The following is a 20480-nucleotide window of genomic DNA, read 5'->3' as shown; positions in this document are numbered from 1 at the left end:
ATCCAATTAATTGAATAATACACTCACAGATTCTTCTTCGTATACACGAATGATTGCTTCTCCGATTAATGGAGCAACTGAAAGTTCATGTACTTTGTCGATTTTCTTCTCTTCCGGTAATACGATAGAGTTCGTTACAACTAACTCTTTAATATTTGAATTTTGAATACGCTCAATTGCTGGACCAGATAATACTGGGTGTGTACAGCAAGCATATACTTCAGAAGCACCGTTCTCAACAAGAGCGTTTGCTGCTAATGTAATTGTACCAGCTGTATCAATGATGTCATCAATTAAAATCGCTGTTTTGCCTTCAATATTACCGATAATGTTCATTACCTCTGAAACGTTCGGGCGAGGACGACGCTTATCAATAATAGCGATTGGCGCTTTTAGACGATCTGCCATTTTTCTCGCACGAGTTACACCACCATGATCAGGAGACACGATTACGATATCTTTAAGACCTTTTGTTTCAAAGTAATCAGAAAGAATCGGTACACCCATTAAGTGGTCGATTGGGATATCAAAGAACCCTTGAATTTGTGGAGCATGTAAATCTAGAGTGATTACACGAGTTGCACCTGCTGTTTCAAGCAAGTTTGCTACAAGTTTCGATGTAATTGGTTCACGAGAACGCGCTTTACGGTCTTGACGCGCATAACCATAGTAAGGAATAACAATATTAATTGTTTTCGCAGATGCACGTTTTAATGCATCGATCATAATAAGTAATTCCATGATATGTTCGTTTACTGGGAAGCTTGTAGATTGAATAATGAATACATCGCAACCACGGATACTTTCTTCAATGTTAATTTGAACTTCTCCATCACTAAAACGATCAACAGAACATTTTCCTAGTCCTACTCCAATATGCTTTGCAATCTGCTCAGCAAGTTCCTTATTAGAGTTTAAAGAGAATACTTTCAAATTAGAATTTAGATATTGAGTCGACATCTAGATTAACCCTCCACATTATTATGATTTTTTCTTATTCAGCAATTGATCAACATAGTCTTCTTTGTTAACTTGACGTGCACGTGCTACCGATAATGCTTTTGATGGAACATTCTCTGTAATTGTAGAGCCTGCCGCCACATAAGCACCATCTTCAACTGTTACTGGAGCAACAAGGTTTGAATTACATCCAATAAATACCCCATTACCAATCACAGTTTTGAATTTATTCTTACCGTCATAGTTCACCGTAATTGAACCACAACCAAGATTCACGTCTTCTCCAACTTGTGCATCCCCGATATAACTCAAGTGTGAAGCTTTACTTCTATTACCAAAGACAGTTTTTTTGATTTCCACGAAGTTTCCAACGCGTACTTCGTCTCCAATAACTGAATCTGGGCGAATATGTGCAAATGGACCAACCGATACTTCTGTACCAAGCTTACTATCATGTACAGTAGATTGTCGAATTGTCGTACGATCTCCAATTTCACTATCGCGAATTACTGTATGCGGTCCAATTTCACAATCAGAACCAATTACAGTGTTCCCCTCAATAATTGTTCCTGGATGAAGAACTGTATCGCTACCGATAATTGCATCAGCAGAAATATAAGTGTTACTTGGATCAATAATTGTAACACCATTTACCATGTTCTTTCGATTGATACGGTTTTTCATAATAATTTCCGCTTGCGATAGAGCGACTCTGTCGTTAACACCTAACGTTTCATCGAACTGCTCTGTTTGATAAGCTGATACGATATGACCTTCATTTTTTAAAATCTCAATAACATCTGGAAGGTAATATTCACCTTGCACGTTATCATTTGAAACTTTAGAAAGTGAAGCAAATAAAGCCTTATTATCAAAACAATACGTACCTGTATTGATTTCTTTAATAGCTAATTCTTTCTCATTTGCATCTTTATGCTCAACAATCTTTTCAACATGACCATTCTCATTACGAACAATACGGCCATATCCAGCAGGCTCTTCTATGTATGCTGTTAGCACCGTCGCCATTGCTCCTGCTTCTTTATGTTGCTGAAGTAATGCTTCCATTGTTTCAGCAGTTATTAGAGGCGTATCACCACAAATAACTAAAGTTGTTCCTTCTTCATTTGCAAGTACATTTGCAGCTTGATCTACAGCATGTGCTGTACCAAGTTGTTCTGCTTGTAATGCAAACTCACTTACGTTCCCTAGCTGTTCTTGTACCATTTCAGCACCATGTCCAACAACCGTTACAAGTTTCTGCAATCCTAATTGAGATACTTGATCGACTACGTGTTGTACCATAGGTTTTCCACATACAGGATGCAGCACTTTGTATAGCTTTGACTTCATACGTGTGCCTTTACCTGCAGCTAGAATCACTGCAAATCTGTTTGACATATAGACCCTCCATCGCAACCTATTTATCCATTAAAGATATTATCCTAAATCATCATATATTTCAAGAAACACATTTTAACTATTAAATTTTACCATAATTCTTATAAGATGTTTTACTCTTTAGTATCTTTTTTAAGAAATAAGCTATACTATTTAAAATGATTTTGAAAAAATTAGTAGTTTCTTCTTTTTATGTTAATAAATTATGAAGTTTCCAAATATAAAGCAAAAAAACAAACCCCTGTAAATGCTTACAGGAGTTTGCTACAAAATTATAAGGCTTTTTGTCAAAAGCCCTTTTCATTCGAATTTTACGAAGCACCTGCTTCTTCAAACTCAACCTCTTCTAACTCGCCTAAACGATGATACTCTGTTAAAACCGCATCTTGAATTTTAGAGCGTGTACCAGAATTAATTGGATGTGCAATGTCACGGAACTCTCCATCTGGAGTACGTTTACTTGGCATTGCTACAAATAATCCATTATTACCATCAATTACACGAATATCATGAACAACAAATTCATGGTCTAGAGTAATAGAGGCAATTGCTCTCATGCGGCCTTCTGTGTTTACGCGGCGTAATCTTACGTCAGTCACTTCCATCTTGTGTTCACCACCCTTTTCTAAATAAGCGATATATTTGTATAAATTCCACAAATTTTCTATTTTCCCTTTAATTTTTTAAAAATTTTTAAGATAAAAATTTTTAAAGTAGTTGAATATAGAGATTAGTGGAGGTTATCGCTTACAAAAGGTTACTTAACTAGGGCGATTACTTCAATTTCAACGGAAACATCTTTCGGTAATTTTGCTACTTGCACACAAGATCGAGCTGGTTTATGAGTAGTGAAATAAGAGCTATACACTTCATTCACAGCATTAAAATCATCCATGTCCTTTAAAAATACTGTTGTTTTTACGACTGTATCAAATGAAGCACCTGCTTCCTCTAATACCGCTTGTAAATTTTGAAATACTTGTTCTGTTTGTACTGTTACATCTCCTGTTACAAGCTCCCCATTTGCCATCAATGGAATTTGTCCTGAGCTATAGAACATGTTATTTACAATAATCCCCTGTGAATAAGGTCCAATTGCTTGTGGTGCCTTGCTTGTTTGAACAACTTTCATACTTTTCACCCTTTTATTATTTATTTTACTCTTTAAAAATAGTGTACGAAAGGCAGTTTGTCCATCTATTTTATAATCTATAAATAAAATAAAAAAAGATAGAGCTATCTGCTCTATCTTTTATTCCGCCTCTACAAGCCCTTCATCAAATGGCGCAAGAGAATAATTCCCTTTTTCCACTTGAATCGTTTTTTCTTTCACATCAACTTCCGATAGACGAATTAATGATACAAAATTATTAATTAGTCGTTCTTCAATATCTGTGGATTCTACTAATACACCAATACCAACAACATTAGCCTTGAACTCTTCTAACATACTCATCATACCTTGAATTGTTCCGCCAGCTTTCATGAAGTCATCAATGATTAAAACATTCGACCCTTCTGGAAGACTGCGTTTCGCTAACGTCATTGTTTGAATTCGTTTAGAAGAACCCGACACATAGTTAATACTAACAGTCGGACCTTCTGTTACCTTATTATCTTTCCTTGCAATTACAACTGGTACATCTAAGTAATTTGCCACTGCATAAGCAAGTGGAATCCCCTTCGTTGCCACCGTCATAACTGCATCAATTGGTTGCCTAGCAAAAACAGAAGCAAACAAACGACCTGCGCCATTAATATGGCGAGGATTACTCAATAAATCTGTCATGTATAAGTAACCGCCAGGCAAAATACGATCTCGGTTTTCAAATAAGCCACAAAGCTCATCAATAATTAGATCTGCCTCTTCTTCACTTATATACGGTATATATTTCACTCCTCCTGCTGCTCCTGGTATCGTTTGCAATGTGCCGACCCCTTGTTGTTCAAACGTTTGCTTAATAATAACTAAATCTTCACTAATGGAAGACTTAGCCGATTGATACCTTTCAGCAAAAAAAGTGAGAGATACTAGCTGACGAGGGTTTTGTAGCAAGTAATAAGTCATATCGACTAATCTTGTACTTCTTCTAATTTTCATACTCTCACCTCAAATCACGAATATTCTAAACAAATCATAACGTATTATACGTCTTTATTCAAGCGTTTCTCGCTCTCCTAATAAACGTACCGCATAGACTTGTTCACAAAATCCTTTTAATCCGTTATAAATGCGATGCATTCGTGAATCATGGTGTACAAGTCCAAATACAGTTGGACCACTTCCACTCATTAATACAGCATCCGCTCCAAATCGCTTCATCTGTGATTTAATACGGGCAACTTCAGGATGCATTCCAAATGTTACATCTTCTAAAACGTTACCAACAGTATCACAAATTCCTTTATAATCACCAGAATTTATGACATCAACCATTTTATCTACATTTGGATGTGTAACTCGATTTAACTTTAAATTTCCATACACATCAGCAGTAGATACACCTATATGTGGTTTCGCTAAAATAACCCAACAAGAAGGCGGAGTCTTTATATGCTCAATTTTCTCTCCTCTTCCAGTGGCAATTGCTGTGCCTCCGTATACACAGAACGATACATCTGATCCAATTTCTGCGCCAAGCTCTGCTAACTCATCAATTGTAAGCCCTAAATTCCATAATTTATTAAGACCACGTAATGTCGCTGCTGCATCACTACTTCCACCTGCTAATCCAGCTGCTACTGGAATCGTTTTTTCAATAGTAATAGATACACCTTTTTTTACATTAAACTTCTCTTTTAATAATTTCGCTGCCTGATAAGCTAAATTTCGTTGGTCGTCTGGGACATACCGATTATGGGATAAAATTTCAATACGGTCTTCTGCTAATTCCGTTAGTTCTAGACGATCTGCTAAATCAATGGTTGTCATAATCATTTTCACTTCATGATATCCGTCTTGTCTTTTTCCCAGTACATCTAACGACAGATTAATCTTTGCTGGTGCTTTCACTAGTAGCTTCAATCTATTCACCCACTCTATGTACTCAATCTTTTATCGTTTATTTTACCATAAATTTATAGTAAGACGATGACACTTCCCTAATTATAACGAAAAGCATTCAGAATGAAACTACTTATGTAAAATGATGGCACCTTTTAGAGTACAAAAAGCCGAGGAATGTCTCCTCGGCTACCGTAGCATAGAAAGTATCTTACAACTACTGGTTTCGTTTCATTAATTGCTGTTCTGCAATTTCTATAGCACGTTTCACCATGTTACCAGCATCTTTCGCACGAATTCCGCCCCATCCTTCTTTCTGAACAACATCATAAAAGCCAAGCTCTTTTGCTAGCTCTTCTTTAAATTGGTTTGACATGACACCTCTTCGTCTACTCAATGCAGAGTCCCTCCTTATTTTGCTACGGTATAGTTAGTATGCAAAATAATATAGCTTTTCATTTATGGGAATATATGTAATGATATACAGATTATAAAATGACCTCATTATGAGGGTCTCCATAAAATGTTAACTCTACTGTCTCTGTTAAAACATCTGCATAACTATAAGATACACGTTGCAACGCATCTTCTTGTTGATCCAATTGTACAACAAAAACGGAGCGGTATGTTTCTGCTAGTACACCTGATTGCTCCACAGTTTTTCTTCTTCCACTATTTGCTTTTAACATAAGTCGCTGTCCAAGATGGTGATCTAATTCGCTTTTAATTTCATCTAAACGTTTTGACATATACTTCGCTACACCTCGCTGTAATTTAGATTGAACACTTAAAGCACGATATATCTATCCTAATTATTAACCGCGATTCACAGCTAATATCATCCTGCGTTTGAATAGATAGAAGAAATACTATATTGTAAAAGTATCATTACGTAGTCTTTACGTTCTTACCTCTTTTTATCCAAATTCATTTAAATCCTTCCATACAAAAAAGCAAGATACATATGTATCCTGCTTACTCTTCGTAATGTTGAAAAGGTAATCCCGTTCGTAAAATCCCTCTCGTTTCAATTCCACCTAGTCCCTTTTCACCAGTAATTGTATTACGTACGACATCCCATACATTGACTCTCTCCATAAATGAAGTAAAACTAATTTTACCAACTACATATACAGGATCTAGTGCATGAATATTAATTCTAGATGGTGAACTAGCGAAATTGGCCCCTGCACGAATTAGTGCCTCAAAATGTGATTGACATGCCCCAGCAAAAATAACAAGTTGATCCAATGATGGATATTTTTTTCGCACTTCACGAACAGCCTGTACAAAATGCCTTGAATGCCTATATGCCGCTAAATCTCCCTTCACTCCTTTTGATTTTGTATATGCATCATGCCCTGTAATAACGAGAATGTCTGGGCGAAAGTGATCTATTAAGTCTACTACTTTTTCATGCATCTCCGTTTCTTTACAATGAATACCTTGAACAGGAACGCCAATTTTATTATATAAATCTAAGCACTTGCGCAAATATAAAGGGTCTCCATCTATATGCAATACACGTCCCGGCATTTGAAAATAATTCACCTCACTTGTGTATCCACCAGTTGAAGTATGTTCATGCCTTTGTTTCATCAGTACATAATCTTGTTGAAACAAACGATACGTGCGCTCCATTGTTTCTTTCTCACGCTTCACCCTTTTTTTATGTTCTCTTTGATCTATACTAATTAAATCTTCCAGTGGCGCATCCGCCACCAGTCTAATTTCCTCTCCAAACAATATAGCTATCTCGCCTTTTATTTCTATAATACGAAAAAGAATATCCCTCTTATGAGAATATCGTTCCACTAACTCTCCAACATGTAAAACCATTCTCCTACCTCCAAACTCATTAGGCCATCTTACCTGTTTTTAAAGTATGAATTTAGAGAGAGAAAGGTGACAAAAGGGACAGTTCAACTTGAACTGTCCCTTTCATATTCTTATGATAATTTATGAAGAACTAATGCATTACTTAATGTTGCAAACTCTTCAATAGATAGCGTTTCGCCTCTTCGCTTTGGATCAATTCCTACTTCTGTTAAAATTCGATCCAATAACTCCTTATCTTTCGGGAAACCATTTAAATTATTTGATAAATTATTCATTAAAGTTTTACGGCGCTGTGCGAAACTTGCTCGTACTACTTCAAAGAAGAACGTTTCATCTGTCACCTCTACAACCGGTTTAGGACGCTTTAGAAGGCGGATAATTGCAGAATCAACGTTTGGCTGTGGTACAAACACTGTACGCGGTACAGTCATAACTGTTTCAACCTCTGTATAGTACTGAATGGCAATCGATAAAGAACCATACTCTTTCGTTCCAGGTTTAGCAGCTAAACGATCTCCAACTTCTTTTTGCATCATAACAACAAATCCACGAACTGGTAACTTTTCTTCAAGCAATTTAAATAAAATTGGCGTTGTAATATAGTATGGTAAGTTAGCTACTACCATTACATCTTGCCCTTCTTCAAATTGCTCATTAAATACTTCATGTACATCTGCTTTTAGTACGTCTTTATTAATAACTGTAACATTACCATATGGCGCTAACGTCTCATCTAAAATTGGTAATAGTCTTTGATCAATTTCAAAAGCCACTACTTTTTTAGCACGCTTCGCTAATTGCTCTGTTAATGCACCAATACCTGGTCCAATTTCAATTGCACCACTTTCTGAACCAATTTCTGCATGATCGACAATACGATTTAATACATTTGTATCAATTAAAAAGTTTTGTCCTAAACTTTTTTTGAATGAAAATCCATATTTTTCAACAATGTCTTTTGTACGATTTGGCGTTGCGATATCCTTCATTTTTTTTCCTCCTGTATTACTTGCTTATAAGCTTCTGCAAATGATTCCTTTGAAACTTGAAACATCTGTAATCGTTTATGTAACTGTTTTGCATTTGTATAACCAATCTTTAATAGCTTACCCATTCTTTCTCTGCGGCTCTTTGCCATTTCTCCGCCCACTAAGCCTGCATCGACTAAATCACTCCAACTAATTTCACTTGTGTAAGCTTCCATTTCTTCATGTATATTCTCTAGAGCACGGCGAATCGACTCATTAGAAGCATGTTCAATCCCAACACCCTTTTTCCTTTTAGCAAGCGCTTCTTCCTTCGGTAAAAAAGCATGCTTACAGCCAGGAACCTTGTCAGAAATAATTTTTCGAATACGCTCTCCAGGATAATCCGGATCTGTGAAAATAATAACGCCCCTTTTTTGCTGCGCTAATTTAACTTGCTCAATAACATGATCACCGATTGCTGAACCGTTCGTTTCAATTGTATCCGCATCAACAGCACGCTTAATCGCAACTGTATCATCTTTACCTTCTACAACGATAATCTCTTTTATTTTCATGCTTGCCTCCACACTCATTTCGTCTCTACTTAGTAAAACAAAAAAATGACGACTTTTCCATTATTATTTTCCCCATTCTTATATTTTAAAAAATAGAATAGAAAAATCTTTGTTCTCTGTCCTTATTGTAACACTTCATCATTCACATTTATTTTCTTGATTACTTCTACTAGTTTTTCTCAAAATAAAAAAGAACAGGTTTCCCCCGTTCTTTTTATTCAACACCAAATAAAACTTTTGCATTTTTAGTTGTCATTTCTGCTACTTCCTCATAAGAAATTCCTTTTAAATTCGCAATTTCTTCTGCTACGAGTTTTACATAACTCGGTTCATTTCGTTTCCCGCGAAATGGATGCGGCGTTAAGTAGGGACAATCCGTCTCTATTAACAATTTCTCTAATGGAATCTCCGTAGCAACTTCTTTCGGTTTCTTAGCGTTTTTAAATGTAACTGGTCCACCTAACGAAATTAAAAAGTTCATATCAACACATCGCTCTGCTACTTCTACGCTACCGCTAAAGCAATGCATAATGCCCCCTACTTCAGCTGCATTCTCTTCTTCTAGAATATCAACAATATCTTGAGTTGCATCGCGGTTATGTATAATAATCGGCAATTGCACTTTTTTCGCTAATGCAATTTGTTTACGAAATACTTCTTTCTGTATTTCTTTTGGAGACTTATCCCAGTGATAATCTAAGCCCATTTCTCCAAGTGCAACGACTTTAGGATGAGAAGCAAGTTCTTCTAACCAAGCTAAATGTTCTTCTGTCATGTCGATTGCATCAACTGGATGCCAGCCAACCGCAGCGTAAATAAAATCATAGGCTTCAGCTAATTCCATCGCCTTTTTTATCGTTACTTCATCAAAACCAACAACAACTGTATAAGTAACTCCCGCTTCTTTCATTCGGGAAATAACCTCTTGCAAATCTTCTTCGAATTGCTCTGCATTCAAATGTGAATGTGTATCAAACAACATAATACATAACTCCTTTTATATTGAAATCAAGTTTATTCTACAAAAATAAGTTCTTTAATAACTTAACGATAACAATACTACAATCTTAATGCAAAAATAGAGAGTGTAAAAAGAAAAAAGACGCTTCACACATGTTACACGTGAAACATCTCTTTTCTTGTCTTAATTACTTGATTTTCGTACCATTTGGTAGATTTTGGTCGATTGATGCTAATGACAATACGCCATTCTCTTCGCCCGCTAAAATCATACCTTGCGATAATTCACCGCGTAATTTTACAGGTTTTAAGTTTGTTACACAAATAACCTTTTTACCTTTTAAGTCTTCCGGCGAATAGAATTTTGCAATTCCAGAAACAACTTGACGCTTTTCTGTGCCTAAGTCTAGTTGAATTTTTAACAACTTGTCTGCTTTTTTCACAGGTTCAGCAGATAGTACTTCAGCTACGCGTAATTCTACTTTAAAGAAATCATCAATTGTAATTTCTTCTGCCTTCGGTTCTTCTTCTTTTTTCTCTTCTACTTTAGGAGCAGAGCTTTTCATTTGTTCTTTAATGTACTCTACTTCCACTTCCATTTCTAAACGAGGGAAAATTTGGTTTCCTTTTTCTACTTTTGTTCCAGCTGGAATGCAGCCAATTGTAGATAGACTTTCCCAAGATTTATGAGCTTCATCAGTAAGGCCAAGCTGAGCAAACATCTTGCTTGGTGCTACTGTTAAGAATGGCATAAGCATAATACCTGTTTGACGAAGTACTTCTGCTAAATGAGCCATTACAGAGGCTAACTTTTTACGATCATTCTCATCTTTTGCTAATACCCATGGTTGTGTTTCATCAATATATTTATTCGTACGACTAACTAGTTGCCAAATAGATCCTAACGCTACAGAGAACTCCATATTCTCCATTGCTTCTTCTACTTTTTTCAAAGTATCTTGTGCAAACGCTACTAACGTTTCATCAAATTCCGTCACATTTTCTTTAAATGCAGGGATTTCTCCGTTAAAATACTTATCAATCATAGCTACTGTACGATTTAATAAATTACCTAAGTCATTTGCTAAGTCGAAATTAATACGCTCCACAAATCCTTCTGGTGTGAATACGCCATCAGATCCAAATGGAACTTCACGAAGTAGGTAATAACGTAATGCATCTAATCCGTAACGATCGATTAATGTAACTGGATCTACTACGTTTCCTTTTGACTTACTCATCTTTCCATCCTTCATTAAAATCCAGCCATGAGCAAAGACTTTCTTCGGAAGAGGTAAATCTAATGCCATTAAAATTATCGGCCAATAAATTGTATGGAAACGAACAATTTCTTTCCCAACTAAATGCACATCTGCAGGCCAGAATTTTTTATATTTCTCTTCATTTGCTGTTCCATAACCTAACGCCGTAATATAGTTAGATAATGCGTCAACCCATACGTAAATAACGTGTTTTGGGTTACCAGGAACACGAACTCCCCAGTCAAATGAAGTACGAGAAACCGCTAAATCTTCTAATCCTGGTTTAATAAAATTATTAATCATTTCATTTTTACGAGACTCCGGCTGAATGAAATGTGGATTATCTTCATAGAACTTTAATAGTCTGTCGACATATTTACCCATTCTAAAGAAATAAGATTCTTCACGAACAAGTTCTACATCATGACCACTATCTGGGCTTTTTCCTCCAACTACTTTGTCGCCTTCCATAATTGGATCTACTAATTGATGCTCTGTATAGAACGTCTCATCTTGTACAGAATACCAACCTTCATATTCATCAAGATAAATGTCACCTTGATCTACTAATTGCTTAAAGATTTTTTCGACAACATCTTTATGACGATCTTCAGTTGTACGAATAAAATCATCATAAGAAATATCCATCTTCTCCCAAAGCTCTTTGATTCCTGCAACAATGTTATCAACATATGCCTGTGGCGTAATATTTAACTCTTCTGCTTTCTTTTGGATCTTCTGTCCATGCTCATCAGTTCCTGTTAAATAATGCACATTATAACCTTGCATACGCTTATATCGTGCCATCGCATCTCCTGCTACTGTCGTATAAGCATGTCCAATGTGTAATTTTCCACTTGGATAATAAATTGGGGTAGTAATATAAAAGGACTTATTTTCCTCTGTCATTGTTTTGGACCTCCCGAATAACCTCATATGTATTTATAAACAGTATATCAAAAACTCATATATAAAGTGAAACTTTAATCAGTAGGGTTTTGTTCCTCCCCACTAATTATTAGCCCACGTTAATTGGGCTTTACGAGCAGCCCAAATCTAACTTATCTTCTTTACGCCAACCTAATTTTAAATTTAGGTCTTAATGCTCGATATCTTTATCATCTATTGCTCATATTTCAAAAAAATATACAATATCTACTTTAAATTTATTATTTTTTTCAGAAAATAATGTAAATAATTGTGGAATTTCCTCTCAATCTATTATATATAAGAAATAAGAAATCTATAAATCTTTTTAAAAAATATAGAATTTAAGAATTGACGGAAATGTAAATGATTGGTATCATATGTCCATAGGGTATTTTGTCGAAAAATGACGAATCTAAAAATAGACTCGAAACTTATAAACTATTTATTTAGGAGGAAAAAAATTATGAAATCTACTGGTATTGTTCGTAAAGTTGATGAATTAGGTCGTGTAGTAATTCCAATCGAATTACGCCGTACTTTAGGTATTGCAGAAAAGGACGCTCTTGAAATCTATGTTGATGACGAAAAAATCATCTTAAAGAAATATAAACCAAACATGACTTGCCAAGTAACTGGTGAAGTATCTGACGGTAACCTTTCTTTAGCTGAAGGTAAAATCATCTTAAGCAAAGAAGGCGCTGAGCAAATCTTAAACGAACTTCAAGATTATATCGAAACAGCAAAATAAGCTTCTCAATTATGAGAAGCTTATTTTTTATCGACATGATAGATTTGATATACATCTCTTTTCGACAAATCTCGATCTTTAGCGACTGTTTTAATCGCTTCTTTTGAATTCATACTTTTTTCATTTATATAATATTCAATATGATCATATACCGAAAGAGATTCCCACCATTGTTCTTCTGGAGCAGGTTCTTCTGTTGAACCAGCTACTAAAATACAAAACTCACCACGTACTTCATTTTGCTTCGTCCACTCAATTGCTTCTTCGATTGTTCCTCGAATAAATTCCTCAAATTTTTTCGTTAACTCTCGACATAATACAATCTCTCTATTTCCCAACACTTCCTGCATCGAAATTAAAGTATCATCTAAACGATGAGGTGCTTCATAAAACATCATTGTAGTTTGTACATAACGAAGCTTTTCTAACTCCATCTTCCGTTCCTTTTTGTTTCTCTGCAAGAAACCATAGAAATAAAACTGCTTTGTTTCAAGACCAGATGCAATTAATGCTGTAAGGGCTGCATTTGCTCCAGGAAGCGGAATTACATGATATTGCTCAGCTACTGCCTCAACGACAATATCGTAACCTGGATCAGAAATACATGGCATACCAGCGTCACTAACAAGTGCTACATTCTTTCCATCCTCTAATTTCTCTAATAGTTTCTTCCCACTTACTTCTTTATTGTGCTCATGATAACTCGTGACAGGTGTTTCAATTTCAAAATAATTACAAAGTTTTTTCGTTTGTCTCGTATCTTCAGCAGCAATTAAATCAACTTCTTTTAAAATTCGGATTGCACGAAATGTCATATCTTCTAGATTTCCAATAGGAGTTGGTACTAAATATAAAACTCCCTTTTCATTTTGTTGAAAGCTTTTTTGTTGCCACATAGCGTTCTCCTTTTTGCATATATGCCTCTTTTTGTTTTCTCGTTAATTTCTTAAAGTAATACTCCGCTTGCATAGCTGTACGCTTATCATCATGGGCCTCTACATATTTTAAAACGACAGGAAGCCTGACGCGTGTATACTTAGCCCCTTTGCCGCTATTATGAGTCTGAATTCTCTTTTCTATATGGTTTGTATATCCAGCATAATAACTTCCATCAGAGCACTCTACCACATAAAAAAAGTGCTTATTCTTCTCCATATAAAATTGAACGTAGCTCCTTTGTATATTCGTTATTGTTCTCATATACAACGAGAGGCGGTAAGATTTTCAAATCTGCATTTCCATCCTTAATTCCTTCAATTAACAATGTATTTGCTTCTTTTCCAACCTTAGGATAAACAAATTGCACACGCTTTGGTTCAATTTTATATTTACGCATTAATGTGACAATGTCTAGTAATCGCCCTGGACGATGTACAAACGCTACTTTCCCACCTTGTTTTACTAACTGACTACTTGCAGATACAACATCTTCTAATGTACACATAATTTCATGACGAGCTATCGCTAAATGTTCATTCATATTTTTCTCTGAAGTTTGAGGTGTTTGAAAATATGGTGGATTACATGTAACAACATCATATTGATGACGCCCAAGTTTCTCTGGCATATCTTTCAAATCTCCATGTATGAGGTGAATTCTTTCTTCCAACCCATTGTATTGAACACTTCTTACTCCCATATCATATAAGCGTTCTTGAATTTCCACACCAGTAATATTTCCTTTTGTTCTTGTACTTAATAGAAGGGGAACAACCGCGTTACCTGTACACAAATCAAGTAAATTCCCCTTTTGAATTGGTACCCATGCAAAATCTGCAAGTAAAACGGCATCTAAAGAAAAATTAAATACTGATGGGCTTTGTATAATCTTCATGTCTTGTGCTAATAAGTAATCTAAACGTTCATCTTCATATAAATTCATATACTGCTCCTTTTCTTACCCTTAACCTACCCTATTTCATGTATAAAAAATTACCTTTCCAATTATAATTGGAAAGGTAATTTCACTTTTTATTTAAGAATGACAGACAGAACAAACAATCTCCCTCTTTACGTACACTTCCATAATGTAGATTGCAAATATGAAAACCTTCTTGATACAGTCTCGCTAAATTGTCATAGCCTTCACCAATATCTGTTTTCGGCTTCACTTCTTTACGTTTTTGAGTTTTTTGTTTTTCTTTATTCTGCACTTCTTCAAAACGGTGTCGCAAATTGTTATTTTCCATTTTTATATGCTGGTTTTCTTCCAACAACTCTGCAAGATGCTGTTTTAACTCTCCCAACTGTTTATATAAATGTCCAATTTGCTCTTCCATACTAGAAACCGATTCAAAAATATCTTTTTTCTCCACAAGCACCCACCTCATTAATCTGTGGTTTGACTCGAAACGACCCCTTTATTCACTAACTCATCTAACGTATATTCTACTATCCGTTCCTTGTCTACTAGTTCCACTTGAATTAATCTTTCTAAAATATTTAATCCGATAACACGGCCAGTACCATGCGGGGTTTGTATACGTTGATCTAAATCAGGAAGTTGTTCCTTTGCTGCCTCATATTCATCATTCTCATATTTTAAGCAACACATTAAGCGACCACATAAACCAGAGATTTTTGCAGGATTTAATGATAAATTTTGATCCTTTGCCATTTTAATGGATACAGGTTCAAAATCCCCTAAAAAAGTAGAACAACAAAGCATACGACCACATGGACCAATACCACCTAGCATCTTCGCTTCATCACGAACACCAATTTGTCTTAGTTCAATTCTTGTTCTAAAAATTGCGGCTAAGTCCTTCACTAGTTCGCGGAAATCGATCCGACCATCCGCAGTAAAATAGAAAATAATCTTATTACGATCGAATGTATACTCTACATCTACAAGTTTCATATCAAGATTATGCTCTACTACCTTTTGTTGACAGACTTGATATGCTTCTTTTGCAGCATGTTTGTTCTCTTCAACAATGGTACGATCATTTTCATTTGCAATACGAATAACCTTTTTTAGCGGTAATACAACGTCGTTTTCATCAACTTGTTTTTTGGTAATAACTACTTTTCCGTATTCAATACCTCTTACCGTTTCTACAATGACAAACTCATTTTCAGAGATATCGAACTGATTTGGATCAAAGTAATATACCTTTCCGGCCTTCTTAAAGCGAACACCTACTACATCATACAAAACGGTCATCCCTCCTGCAACCGCAACACTAACTGTTCGAACACAAGCTGCGCATTTACATTAGCGTTGATTCTATTTTTTGCCTCTAATATATTAAAGAGAGCTGATACAATGCGCTTCTGAGCATAGGAAAACGATTCAAACATCTCTTTCTGATCATGAAAAACAAGACGATCTTCTTCTCCAAGTTGAACATATAATAAATCCTTATAAATAAGGAGTAACATATCTAAACCTTGCTGTAATTGTTCTTTCTCTCCAAAGTGTTTTCCCCATTTTTCTTGTACAAAAAAAATAGAGGTTTTATCTTTTTCGAGCGCTTCACATAATTTTATCACTAAAGCTCGTGCTTGTGCAAACCATTCATCACTACATAAAGCTAAAGCTTCATCAAAACTATTTGTAAGTTGAGCAGCAAGTGTCGATAAAGATGCTGTAATCCCTTCATCCTGTAATCTTCTAATTAAAGATTCCGTAGGTAACGGTCTAAACGTAACAACTTGGCAACGAGATAAAATCGTATTTAAAATTTGATGACTTTGTTCAGTAAGTAAAATAGCAGTTGTATCACTACTTGGTTCTTCTAAAAATTTCAAAAGTGTATTTGCCGCATTTGCTGTCATACGATCTGCGTGCTCAATAATATATAATTTTTTATTTGCCTCTAATCCTGTTTTTGAAAACTCTTCTTGTAAATCATGAATTTGCTGCTTTTTAATAGATAATCCGTCTGGTTTTACAATATGTAAGTTAGGGTGGTTACCTGAATCAATTCGCTTACAGTTTGTACATACATGGCAGGGCTCTACCCCATTCCGCTCAGAACAGAGGAAACTCTTTGCCATTTGAATTGCTGTCGCAAACTTTCCTGTCCCTTTCCCTCCCTCTAACAAGTAAGCGTGGGATATACGCTCTTTTGCAATGCTATTCATCAACATTTTTACACCGATGGGTTGTATAGCAGAAAGCTGCTCCCACGTCTTCGTCATAATGCATACCTCACTTATTTCATTCTTTCCTTCTATTATAACAATTTATCTTCTATAATCTGAACAACTTCTTCTATAAGTTTTTCCATCGGCTGATCAGCATTTACCAATACAATACGATCCGAGAAACGTTCTACAACTTGTAAATACCCTTCGCGCACACGTTTATGGAAAGAGATATCTTCCATATCTAGTCGATTTACTTCACGTCCTGCATCTTTTTCAATCCGAGCCAAACCAACCTCAGGCTCAATGTCTAGATAAATTGTTAAACTAGGCATACAGTCCTCTGTTGCGAAACGATTTATTTCAAATACCTTATCCATACCCAATCCTCTTGCATAGCCTTGGTATGCTAAAGAGCTATCTATAAAACGATCACATAACACGAGGTAGTTCTCATTAAGTGCTGGCATAACTTTTTCTACTAAATGTTGTCTGCGCGCAGCAGCATAAAGAAGCGCTTCTGTACGTGCTTCCATCATCGTATATTCTTGTTTATGTAAAATCGTCCTAATGTCCTCAGAAATTGCAATACCGCCTGGTTCCCTTGTCGCCATTACCTTTTGTGCTTTTTTTTCAAAATATGGCAATAAGCTTTTAATTAACGTTGTTTTACCTGAACCTTCTGGGCCCTCAATTGTTACAAATAATCCCTTCATCCTAAAACCTACTTTCTATATCATACACTTTCATATATTTCGTATTCCCTTGAAAACGAGCTCCTGCTCTCTCTAAATACATAATTTGCTCTTTATGCCCTGAAGTAATTCTCTCTCCATACATAATCAATGGAATTCCAGGTGGATACGGAATCACCATTTCCGCCGCTATCATTCCAACAGCCTCTTCTATAGATACTATCTTTGTTTTATATCCTTCTAGTTGTTTATACGTATACGGTAAAAGAGAGAACTCACCTTTATAAGTATAACGAATAGATTCTCTCTTGTCTTTCACCTCATAATGTTGCAATGCTACTCGGATCATCTCTATAACCTTCATATACCCCTCATTTGCTTGTAGTGGTAAAATAAATAGGACATTGTACGGATCAGCCATCTCTGTATATATACCGACCTTTTCAAATACAGACTGTAATTCGTACCCTGATAACTGACAACGAGTTTGTACGGTGACCTTTAACTCATCTTGCAACGGATATTCTAAAATGGCGATTTGAGGAATAGAACGTAGTTGTTCCTTAAATCTTCGTAAAAACTCAACAATTTCACTGTGACCTTCTTCTTTTATACGTGCCATTGTAAAGCGTGCTATATCCAAGGAAGCCATAATTGGATACGATGGACTACTAGATTGTAGCATACTTAAATAAGTAGTAACCTTCTCTTCATCTACTAAGTGACTATTTATATGTAAATAGGAACCCATTGTCATTGCGGGTAATGTTTTATGTGCAGAATGAACTACAATATCTGCACCATATGTTAATGCTGACTTCGGGAATGGTTCTCCCAAACACAGATGTGCCCCATGTGCCTCATCTACCAAAACAGGTATTTTATGTGCATGTGCAAAAGCGATGCTTGCCTCTAGATCCATCCCCATACCATAATAATTAGGATGCGTTAAAATGAGTGCTTTCGCATTTGGATACTTTCCAATTGCTTTCTTAATAATTTCGTTACGAACTCCCACTGGTACATTATAAGCTTCGTCAATCCATGGATCTAAAAAAATGGGATTTGCTCCCGCAAGTTTTAAAGCATTAATAATTGATTTATGACAATTTCTTTGTACAAGAACAATATCATGTTCCCCGCAACAAGACAAAATCATTGCTAAGTTCCCGACTGTTGAACCATTAATTAAAAAATAGCTCCTCTTTGTATTATAAACTTCAGCCAATAATTGTTGTGCCTCATCTATACATTCAAACGGACTATGCAAATCATCTAGTCCTGCTAACTCAGTTATATCAATAGATAGAATATCTTTAAACTCTCTTATTGCCTCCTGAGGGAAGTTTAAACCATTCTTATGACCTGGAACATGAAAGGATAACGGCCCTCTTTCTTTAAACTCTATTAACGCCTCATATAAAGGCATACGATTTTGATTCATCTACATCTCTTCCTTATTATTCATTCTCTATCTATTATACAGAACAAAAAAAATAATAGGCATATGCCTATTTAAAAATATGATACTTCTAGTTTTCGAAGCTGCTTTAAATAATGTATATATTTCGGATCATCTGTCTCTGTATTCACCATATCCTTTTCACATTCATAGCATATTAAATTATTATAAACATATATACCTTCTTTTCTTTTCGTCTCACAAACAATACAAACTTCACTTTGTAATTTCATAACCTTCCCTCCCTATTTAAGTGAACCTATTTTATACTTCTAATCCTTAACAATTTACAGAAAAATATACACCCATCTTTTATATAATATGATTAACTCTTGGGCAACGTGTTTGTATTACTCTTACTTCTTTCCTATTCTTTTTAACAATACAAAAAAACACAAGTCAAATGACTTGTGTTTTTAGTTGCTTGGCGACGTCCTACTCTCACAGGGACAAGGTCCCAACTACCATCGGCGCTAGAGAGCTTAACTTCCGTGTTCGGTATGGGAACGGGTGTGACCTCTCTGCCATCATCACCAAACTATTGAAGGCATATTCCTTCAAAACTAGATAACATTGCTACATATTATATGGTTAAGTCCTCGATCTATTAGTATTCGTCAGCTCCACATGTCACCATGCTTCCACCTCGAACCTATCAACCTGATCATCTTTCAGGGATCTTACTAGCTTACGCTATGGGAAATCTCATCTTGAGGGGGGCTTCATGCTTAGATGCTTTCAGCACTTATCCCTTCCGCACATAGCTACCCAGCTATGCCCTTGGCAGAACAACTGGTACACCAGCGGTGCGTCCATCCCGGTCCTCTCGTACTAAGGACAGCTCCTCTCAAATTTCCTACGCCCACGACGGATAGGGACCGAACTGTCTCACGACGTTCTGAACCCAGCTCGCGTACCGCTTTAATGGGCGAACAGCCCAACCCTTGGGACCGACTACAGCCCCAGGATGCGATGAGCCGACATCGAGGTGCCAAACCTCCCCGTCGATGTGGACTCTTGGGGGAGATAAGCCTGTTATCCCCGGGGTAGCTTTTATCCGTTGAGCGATGGCCCTTCCATGCGGAACCACCGGATCACTAAGCCCGACTTTCGTCCCTGCTCGACTTGTAGGTCTCGCAGTCAAGCTCCCTTATGCCTTTGCACTCTACGAATGATTTCCAACCATTCTGAGGGAACCTTTGGGCGCCTCCGTTACACTTTAGGAGGCGACCGCCCCAGTCAAACTGCCCACCTGACACTGTCTCCCGGGTCGATAAGACCCGTAGGTTAGAATTTCAATACAGTCAGGGCGGTATCCCACCAGCGCCTCCACCGAAGCTAGCGCTCCGGTTTCAATGGCTCCCGCCTATCCTGTACAAACTGTACCAAAATTCAATATCAGGCTACAGTAAAGCTCCACGGGGTCTTTCCGTCCTGTCGCGGGTAACCTGCATCTTCACAGGTACTATAATTTCACCGAGTCTCTGGTTGAGACAGTGCCCAAATCGTTACACCTTTCGTGCGGGTCGGAACTTACCCGACAAGGAATTTCGCTACCTTAGGACCGTTATAGTTACGGCCGCC

23 protein-coding genes and 2 rRNA genes (1 of these 25 cut by a window edge) are annotated in these 20480 nt (G+C 36.5%); 1 reads left to right on the top strand and 24 read right to left on the bottom strand.

What is annotated here, in order from left to right:
- Nucleotides 1–6 precede the first annotated feature (6 nt).
- The 13 genes from NST86_RS00285 to metG all read right to left on the bottom strand — a co-directional run bounded on the left by NST86_RS00285 (nucleotide 7) and on the right by metG (nucleotide 11878).
- Nucleotides 7–960 (bottom strand): ribose-phosphate diphosphokinase, encoded by a 954-nt coding sequence (locus NST86_RS00285; RefSeq protein ID WP_000107420.1) that lies wholly within the window; start codon nucleotides 958–960, stop codon nucleotides 7–9.
- Nucleotides 961–981: 21 nt separating this feature from the next.
- A complete protein-coding gene (glmU, locus tag NST86_RS00280) occupies nucleotides 982–2361 on the bottom strand; it encodes a bifunctional UDP-N-acetylglucosamine diphosphorylase/glucosamine-1-phosphate N-acetyltransferase GlmU (protein WP_000071033.1) in 1380 nt (459 codons plus the stop codon).
- 311 nt (nucleotides 2362–2672) lie between these two features.
- Nucleotides 2673–2966 carry a septation regulator SpoVG gene (gene spoVG, locus NST86_RS00275; RefSeq protein ID WP_000454041.1) on the bottom strand — a complete coding sequence of 98 codons (294 nt, stop codon included), beginning with the start codon at nucleotides 2964–2966 and terminating at the stop codon, nucleotides 2673–2675.
- Between the two features lie 152 nt (nucleotides 2967–3118).
- Nucleotides 3119–3493, bottom strand: coding sequence for a RidA family protein (locus NST86_RS00270; RefSeq protein WP_000869812.1), 375 nt, complete (start codon nucleotides 3491–3493; stop codon nucleotides 3119–3121).
- A gap of 120 nt (nucleotides 3494–3613) precedes the next feature.
- Nucleotides 3614–4462: a pur operon repressor gene (gene purR, locus NST86_RS00265; protein ID WP_000702468.1), complete on the bottom strand. Its 849-nt coding sequence runs from the start codon at nucleotides 4460–4462 to the stop codon at nucleotides 3614–3616.
- Between the two features lie 54 nt (nucleotides 4463–4516).
- Nucleotides 4517–5386, bottom strand: a complete 870-nt coding sequence (gene ispE / locus NST86_RS00260) for a 4-(cytidine 5'-diphospho)-2-C-methyl-D-erythritol kinase (RefSeq protein WP_000772104.1) — start codon at nucleotides 5384–5386, stop codon at nucleotides 4517–4519.
- Between the two features lie 196 nt (nucleotides 5387–5582).
- The gene (gene sspF, locus NST86_RS00255) at nucleotides 5583–5762 is read right to left on the bottom strand and encodes an acid-soluble spore protein SspF (protein ID WP_002094215.1); all 180 of its coding nucleotides are present in this window, start codon (nucleotides 5760–5762) and stop codon (nucleotides 5583–5585) included.
- A gap of 91 nt (nucleotides 5763–5853) precedes the next feature.
- Entirely contained in the window at nucleotides 5854–6114 is a 261-nt protein-coding gene (gene veg / locus NST86_RS00250; RefSeq protein WP_000044347.1) for a biofilm formation stimulator Veg, read from the bottom strand.
- Between the two features lie 226 nt (nucleotides 6115–6340).
- Complete coding sequence (gene yabG / locus NST86_RS00245) at nucleotides 6341–7204, bottom strand: sporulation peptidase YabG (RefSeq protein ID WP_000242868.1); 864 nt, start codon at nucleotides 7202–7204, stop codon at nucleotides 6341–6343.
- Between the two features lie 110 nt (nucleotides 7205–7314).
- The gene (gene rsmA / locus NST86_RS00240) at nucleotides 7315–8193 is read right to left on the bottom strand and encodes a 16S rRNA (adenine(1518)-N(6)/adenine(1519)-N(6))-dimethyltransferase RsmA (protein WP_000651548.1); all 879 of its coding nucleotides are present in this window, start codon (nucleotides 8191–8193) and stop codon (nucleotides 7315–7317) included.
- On the bottom strand, nucleotides 8190–8747 hold the full coding sequence (rnmV, locus tag NST86_RS00235) for a ribonuclease M5 (protein WP_000692835.1): 558 nt from the start codon (nucleotides 8745–8747) through the stop codon (nucleotides 8190–8192). The genes rsmA and rnmV overlap by 4 nt, the downstream gene beginning before the upstream one ends.
- A gap of 214 nt (nucleotides 8748–8961) precedes the next feature.
- Nucleotides 8962–9729, bottom strand: a complete 768-nt coding sequence (locus tag NST86_RS00230) for a TatD family hydrolase (RefSeq protein WP_086409622.1) — start codon at nucleotides 9727–9729, stop codon at nucleotides 8962–8964.
- Between the two features lie 166 nt (nucleotides 9730–9895).
- On the bottom strand, nucleotides 9896–11878 hold the full coding sequence (gene metG / locus NST86_RS00225) for a methionine--tRNA ligase (protein WP_392389472.1): 1983 nt from the start codon (nucleotides 11876–11878) through the stop codon (nucleotides 9896–9898).
- 484 nt (nucleotides 11879–12362) lie between these two features.
- Between metG and NST86_RS00220 the strand changes: the two genes are divergently transcribed.
- On the top strand, nucleotides 12363–12647 hold the full coding sequence (locus NST86_RS00220) for an AbrB/MazE/SpoVT family DNA-binding domain-containing protein (protein WP_000843036.1): 285 nt from the start codon (nucleotides 12363–12365) through the stop codon (nucleotides 12645–12647).
- A gap of 20 nt (nucleotides 12648–12667) precedes the next feature.
- Here the strand turns inward: NST86_RS00220 and rsmI are convergent, their stop codons facing one another.
- The 11 genes from rsmI to NST86_RS00165 form a co-directional block, all read right to left on the bottom strand.
- The gene (gene rsmI / locus NST86_RS00215) at nucleotides 12668–13543 is read right to left on the bottom strand and encodes a 16S rRNA (cytidine(1402)-2'-O)-methyltransferase (protein WP_000267821.1); all 876 of its coding nucleotides are present in this window, start codon (nucleotides 13541–13543) and stop codon (nucleotides 12668–12670) included.
- Nucleotides 13512–13802 (bottom strand): GIY-YIG nuclease family protein, encoded by a 291-nt coding sequence (locus NST86_RS00210; protein ID WP_000414349.1) that lies wholly within the window; start codon nucleotides 13800–13802, stop codon nucleotides 13512–13514. Before NST86_RS00210 ends, rsmI begins: the two co-directional genes overlap by 32 nt.
- Entirely contained in the window at nucleotides 13789–14529 is a 741-nt protein-coding gene (locus NST86_RS00205) for a tRNA1(Val) (adenine(37)-N6)-methyltransferase (RefSeq protein ID WP_001055366.1), read from the bottom strand. Before NST86_RS00205 ends, NST86_RS00210 begins: the two co-directional genes overlap by 14 nt.
- Nucleotides 14530–14611: 82 nt before the next feature.
- Nucleotides 14612–14962, bottom strand: a complete 351-nt coding sequence (gene yabA / locus NST86_RS00200; RefSeq protein ID WP_000412063.1) for a DNA replication initiation control protein YabA — start codon at nucleotides 14960–14962, stop codon at nucleotides 14612–14614.
- Nucleotides 14963–14976: 14 nt separating this feature from the next.
- On the bottom strand, nucleotides 14977–15804 hold the full coding sequence (locus NST86_RS00195) for a PSP1 domain-containing protein (RefSeq protein WP_000272429.1): 828 nt from the start codon (nucleotides 15802–15804) through the stop codon (nucleotides 14977–14979).
- Nucleotides 15805–15809: 5 nt separating this feature from the next.
- A complete protein-coding gene (holB, locus tag NST86_RS00190) occupies nucleotides 15810–16793 on the bottom strand; it encodes a DNA polymerase III subunit delta' (protein WP_000169563.1) in 984 nt (327 codons plus the stop codon).
- A gap of 35 nt (nucleotides 16794–16828) precedes the next feature.
- Nucleotides 16829–17455 carry a dTMP kinase gene (tmk, locus tag NST86_RS00185; protein ID WP_000677214.1) on the bottom strand — a complete coding sequence of 209 codons (627 nt, stop codon included), beginning with the start codon at nucleotides 17453–17455 and terminating at the stop codon, nucleotides 16829–16831.
- A gap of 1 nt (nucleotide 17456) precedes the next feature.
- Nucleotides 17457–18878 carry an aminotransferase class I/II-fold pyridoxal phosphate-dependent enzyme gene (locus NST86_RS00180; RefSeq protein WP_227593465.1) on the bottom strand — a complete coding sequence of 474 codons (1422 nt, stop codon included), beginning with the start codon at nucleotides 18876–18878 and terminating at the stop codon, nucleotides 17457–17459.
- A 71-nt stretch (nucleotides 18879–18949) separates the two neighbouring features.
- Complete coding sequence (locus NST86_RS00175; RefSeq protein ID WP_000776279.1) at nucleotides 18950–19129, bottom strand: sigma factor G inhibitor Gin; 180 nt, start codon at nucleotides 19127–19129, stop codon at nucleotides 18950–18952.
- Nucleotides 19130–19318: 189 nt separating this feature from the next.
- Nucleotides 19319–19434 (bottom strand): 5S ribosomal RNA (rrf, locus tag NST86_RS00170).
- 49 nt (nucleotides 19435–19483) lie between these two features.
- Nucleotides 19484–20480, bottom strand: a 23S ribosomal RNA gene (locus NST86_RS00165); it runs 1926 nt beyond the window's last position.

Source organism: Bacillus sp. FSL L8-0199 (assembly GCF_038005705.1).
Lineage (GTDB): Bacteria > Bacillota > Bacilli > Bacillales > Bacillaceae_G > Bacillus_A > Bacillus_A cereus.
This window is presented reverse-complemented; position numbering and strand designations above follow the sequence as displayed.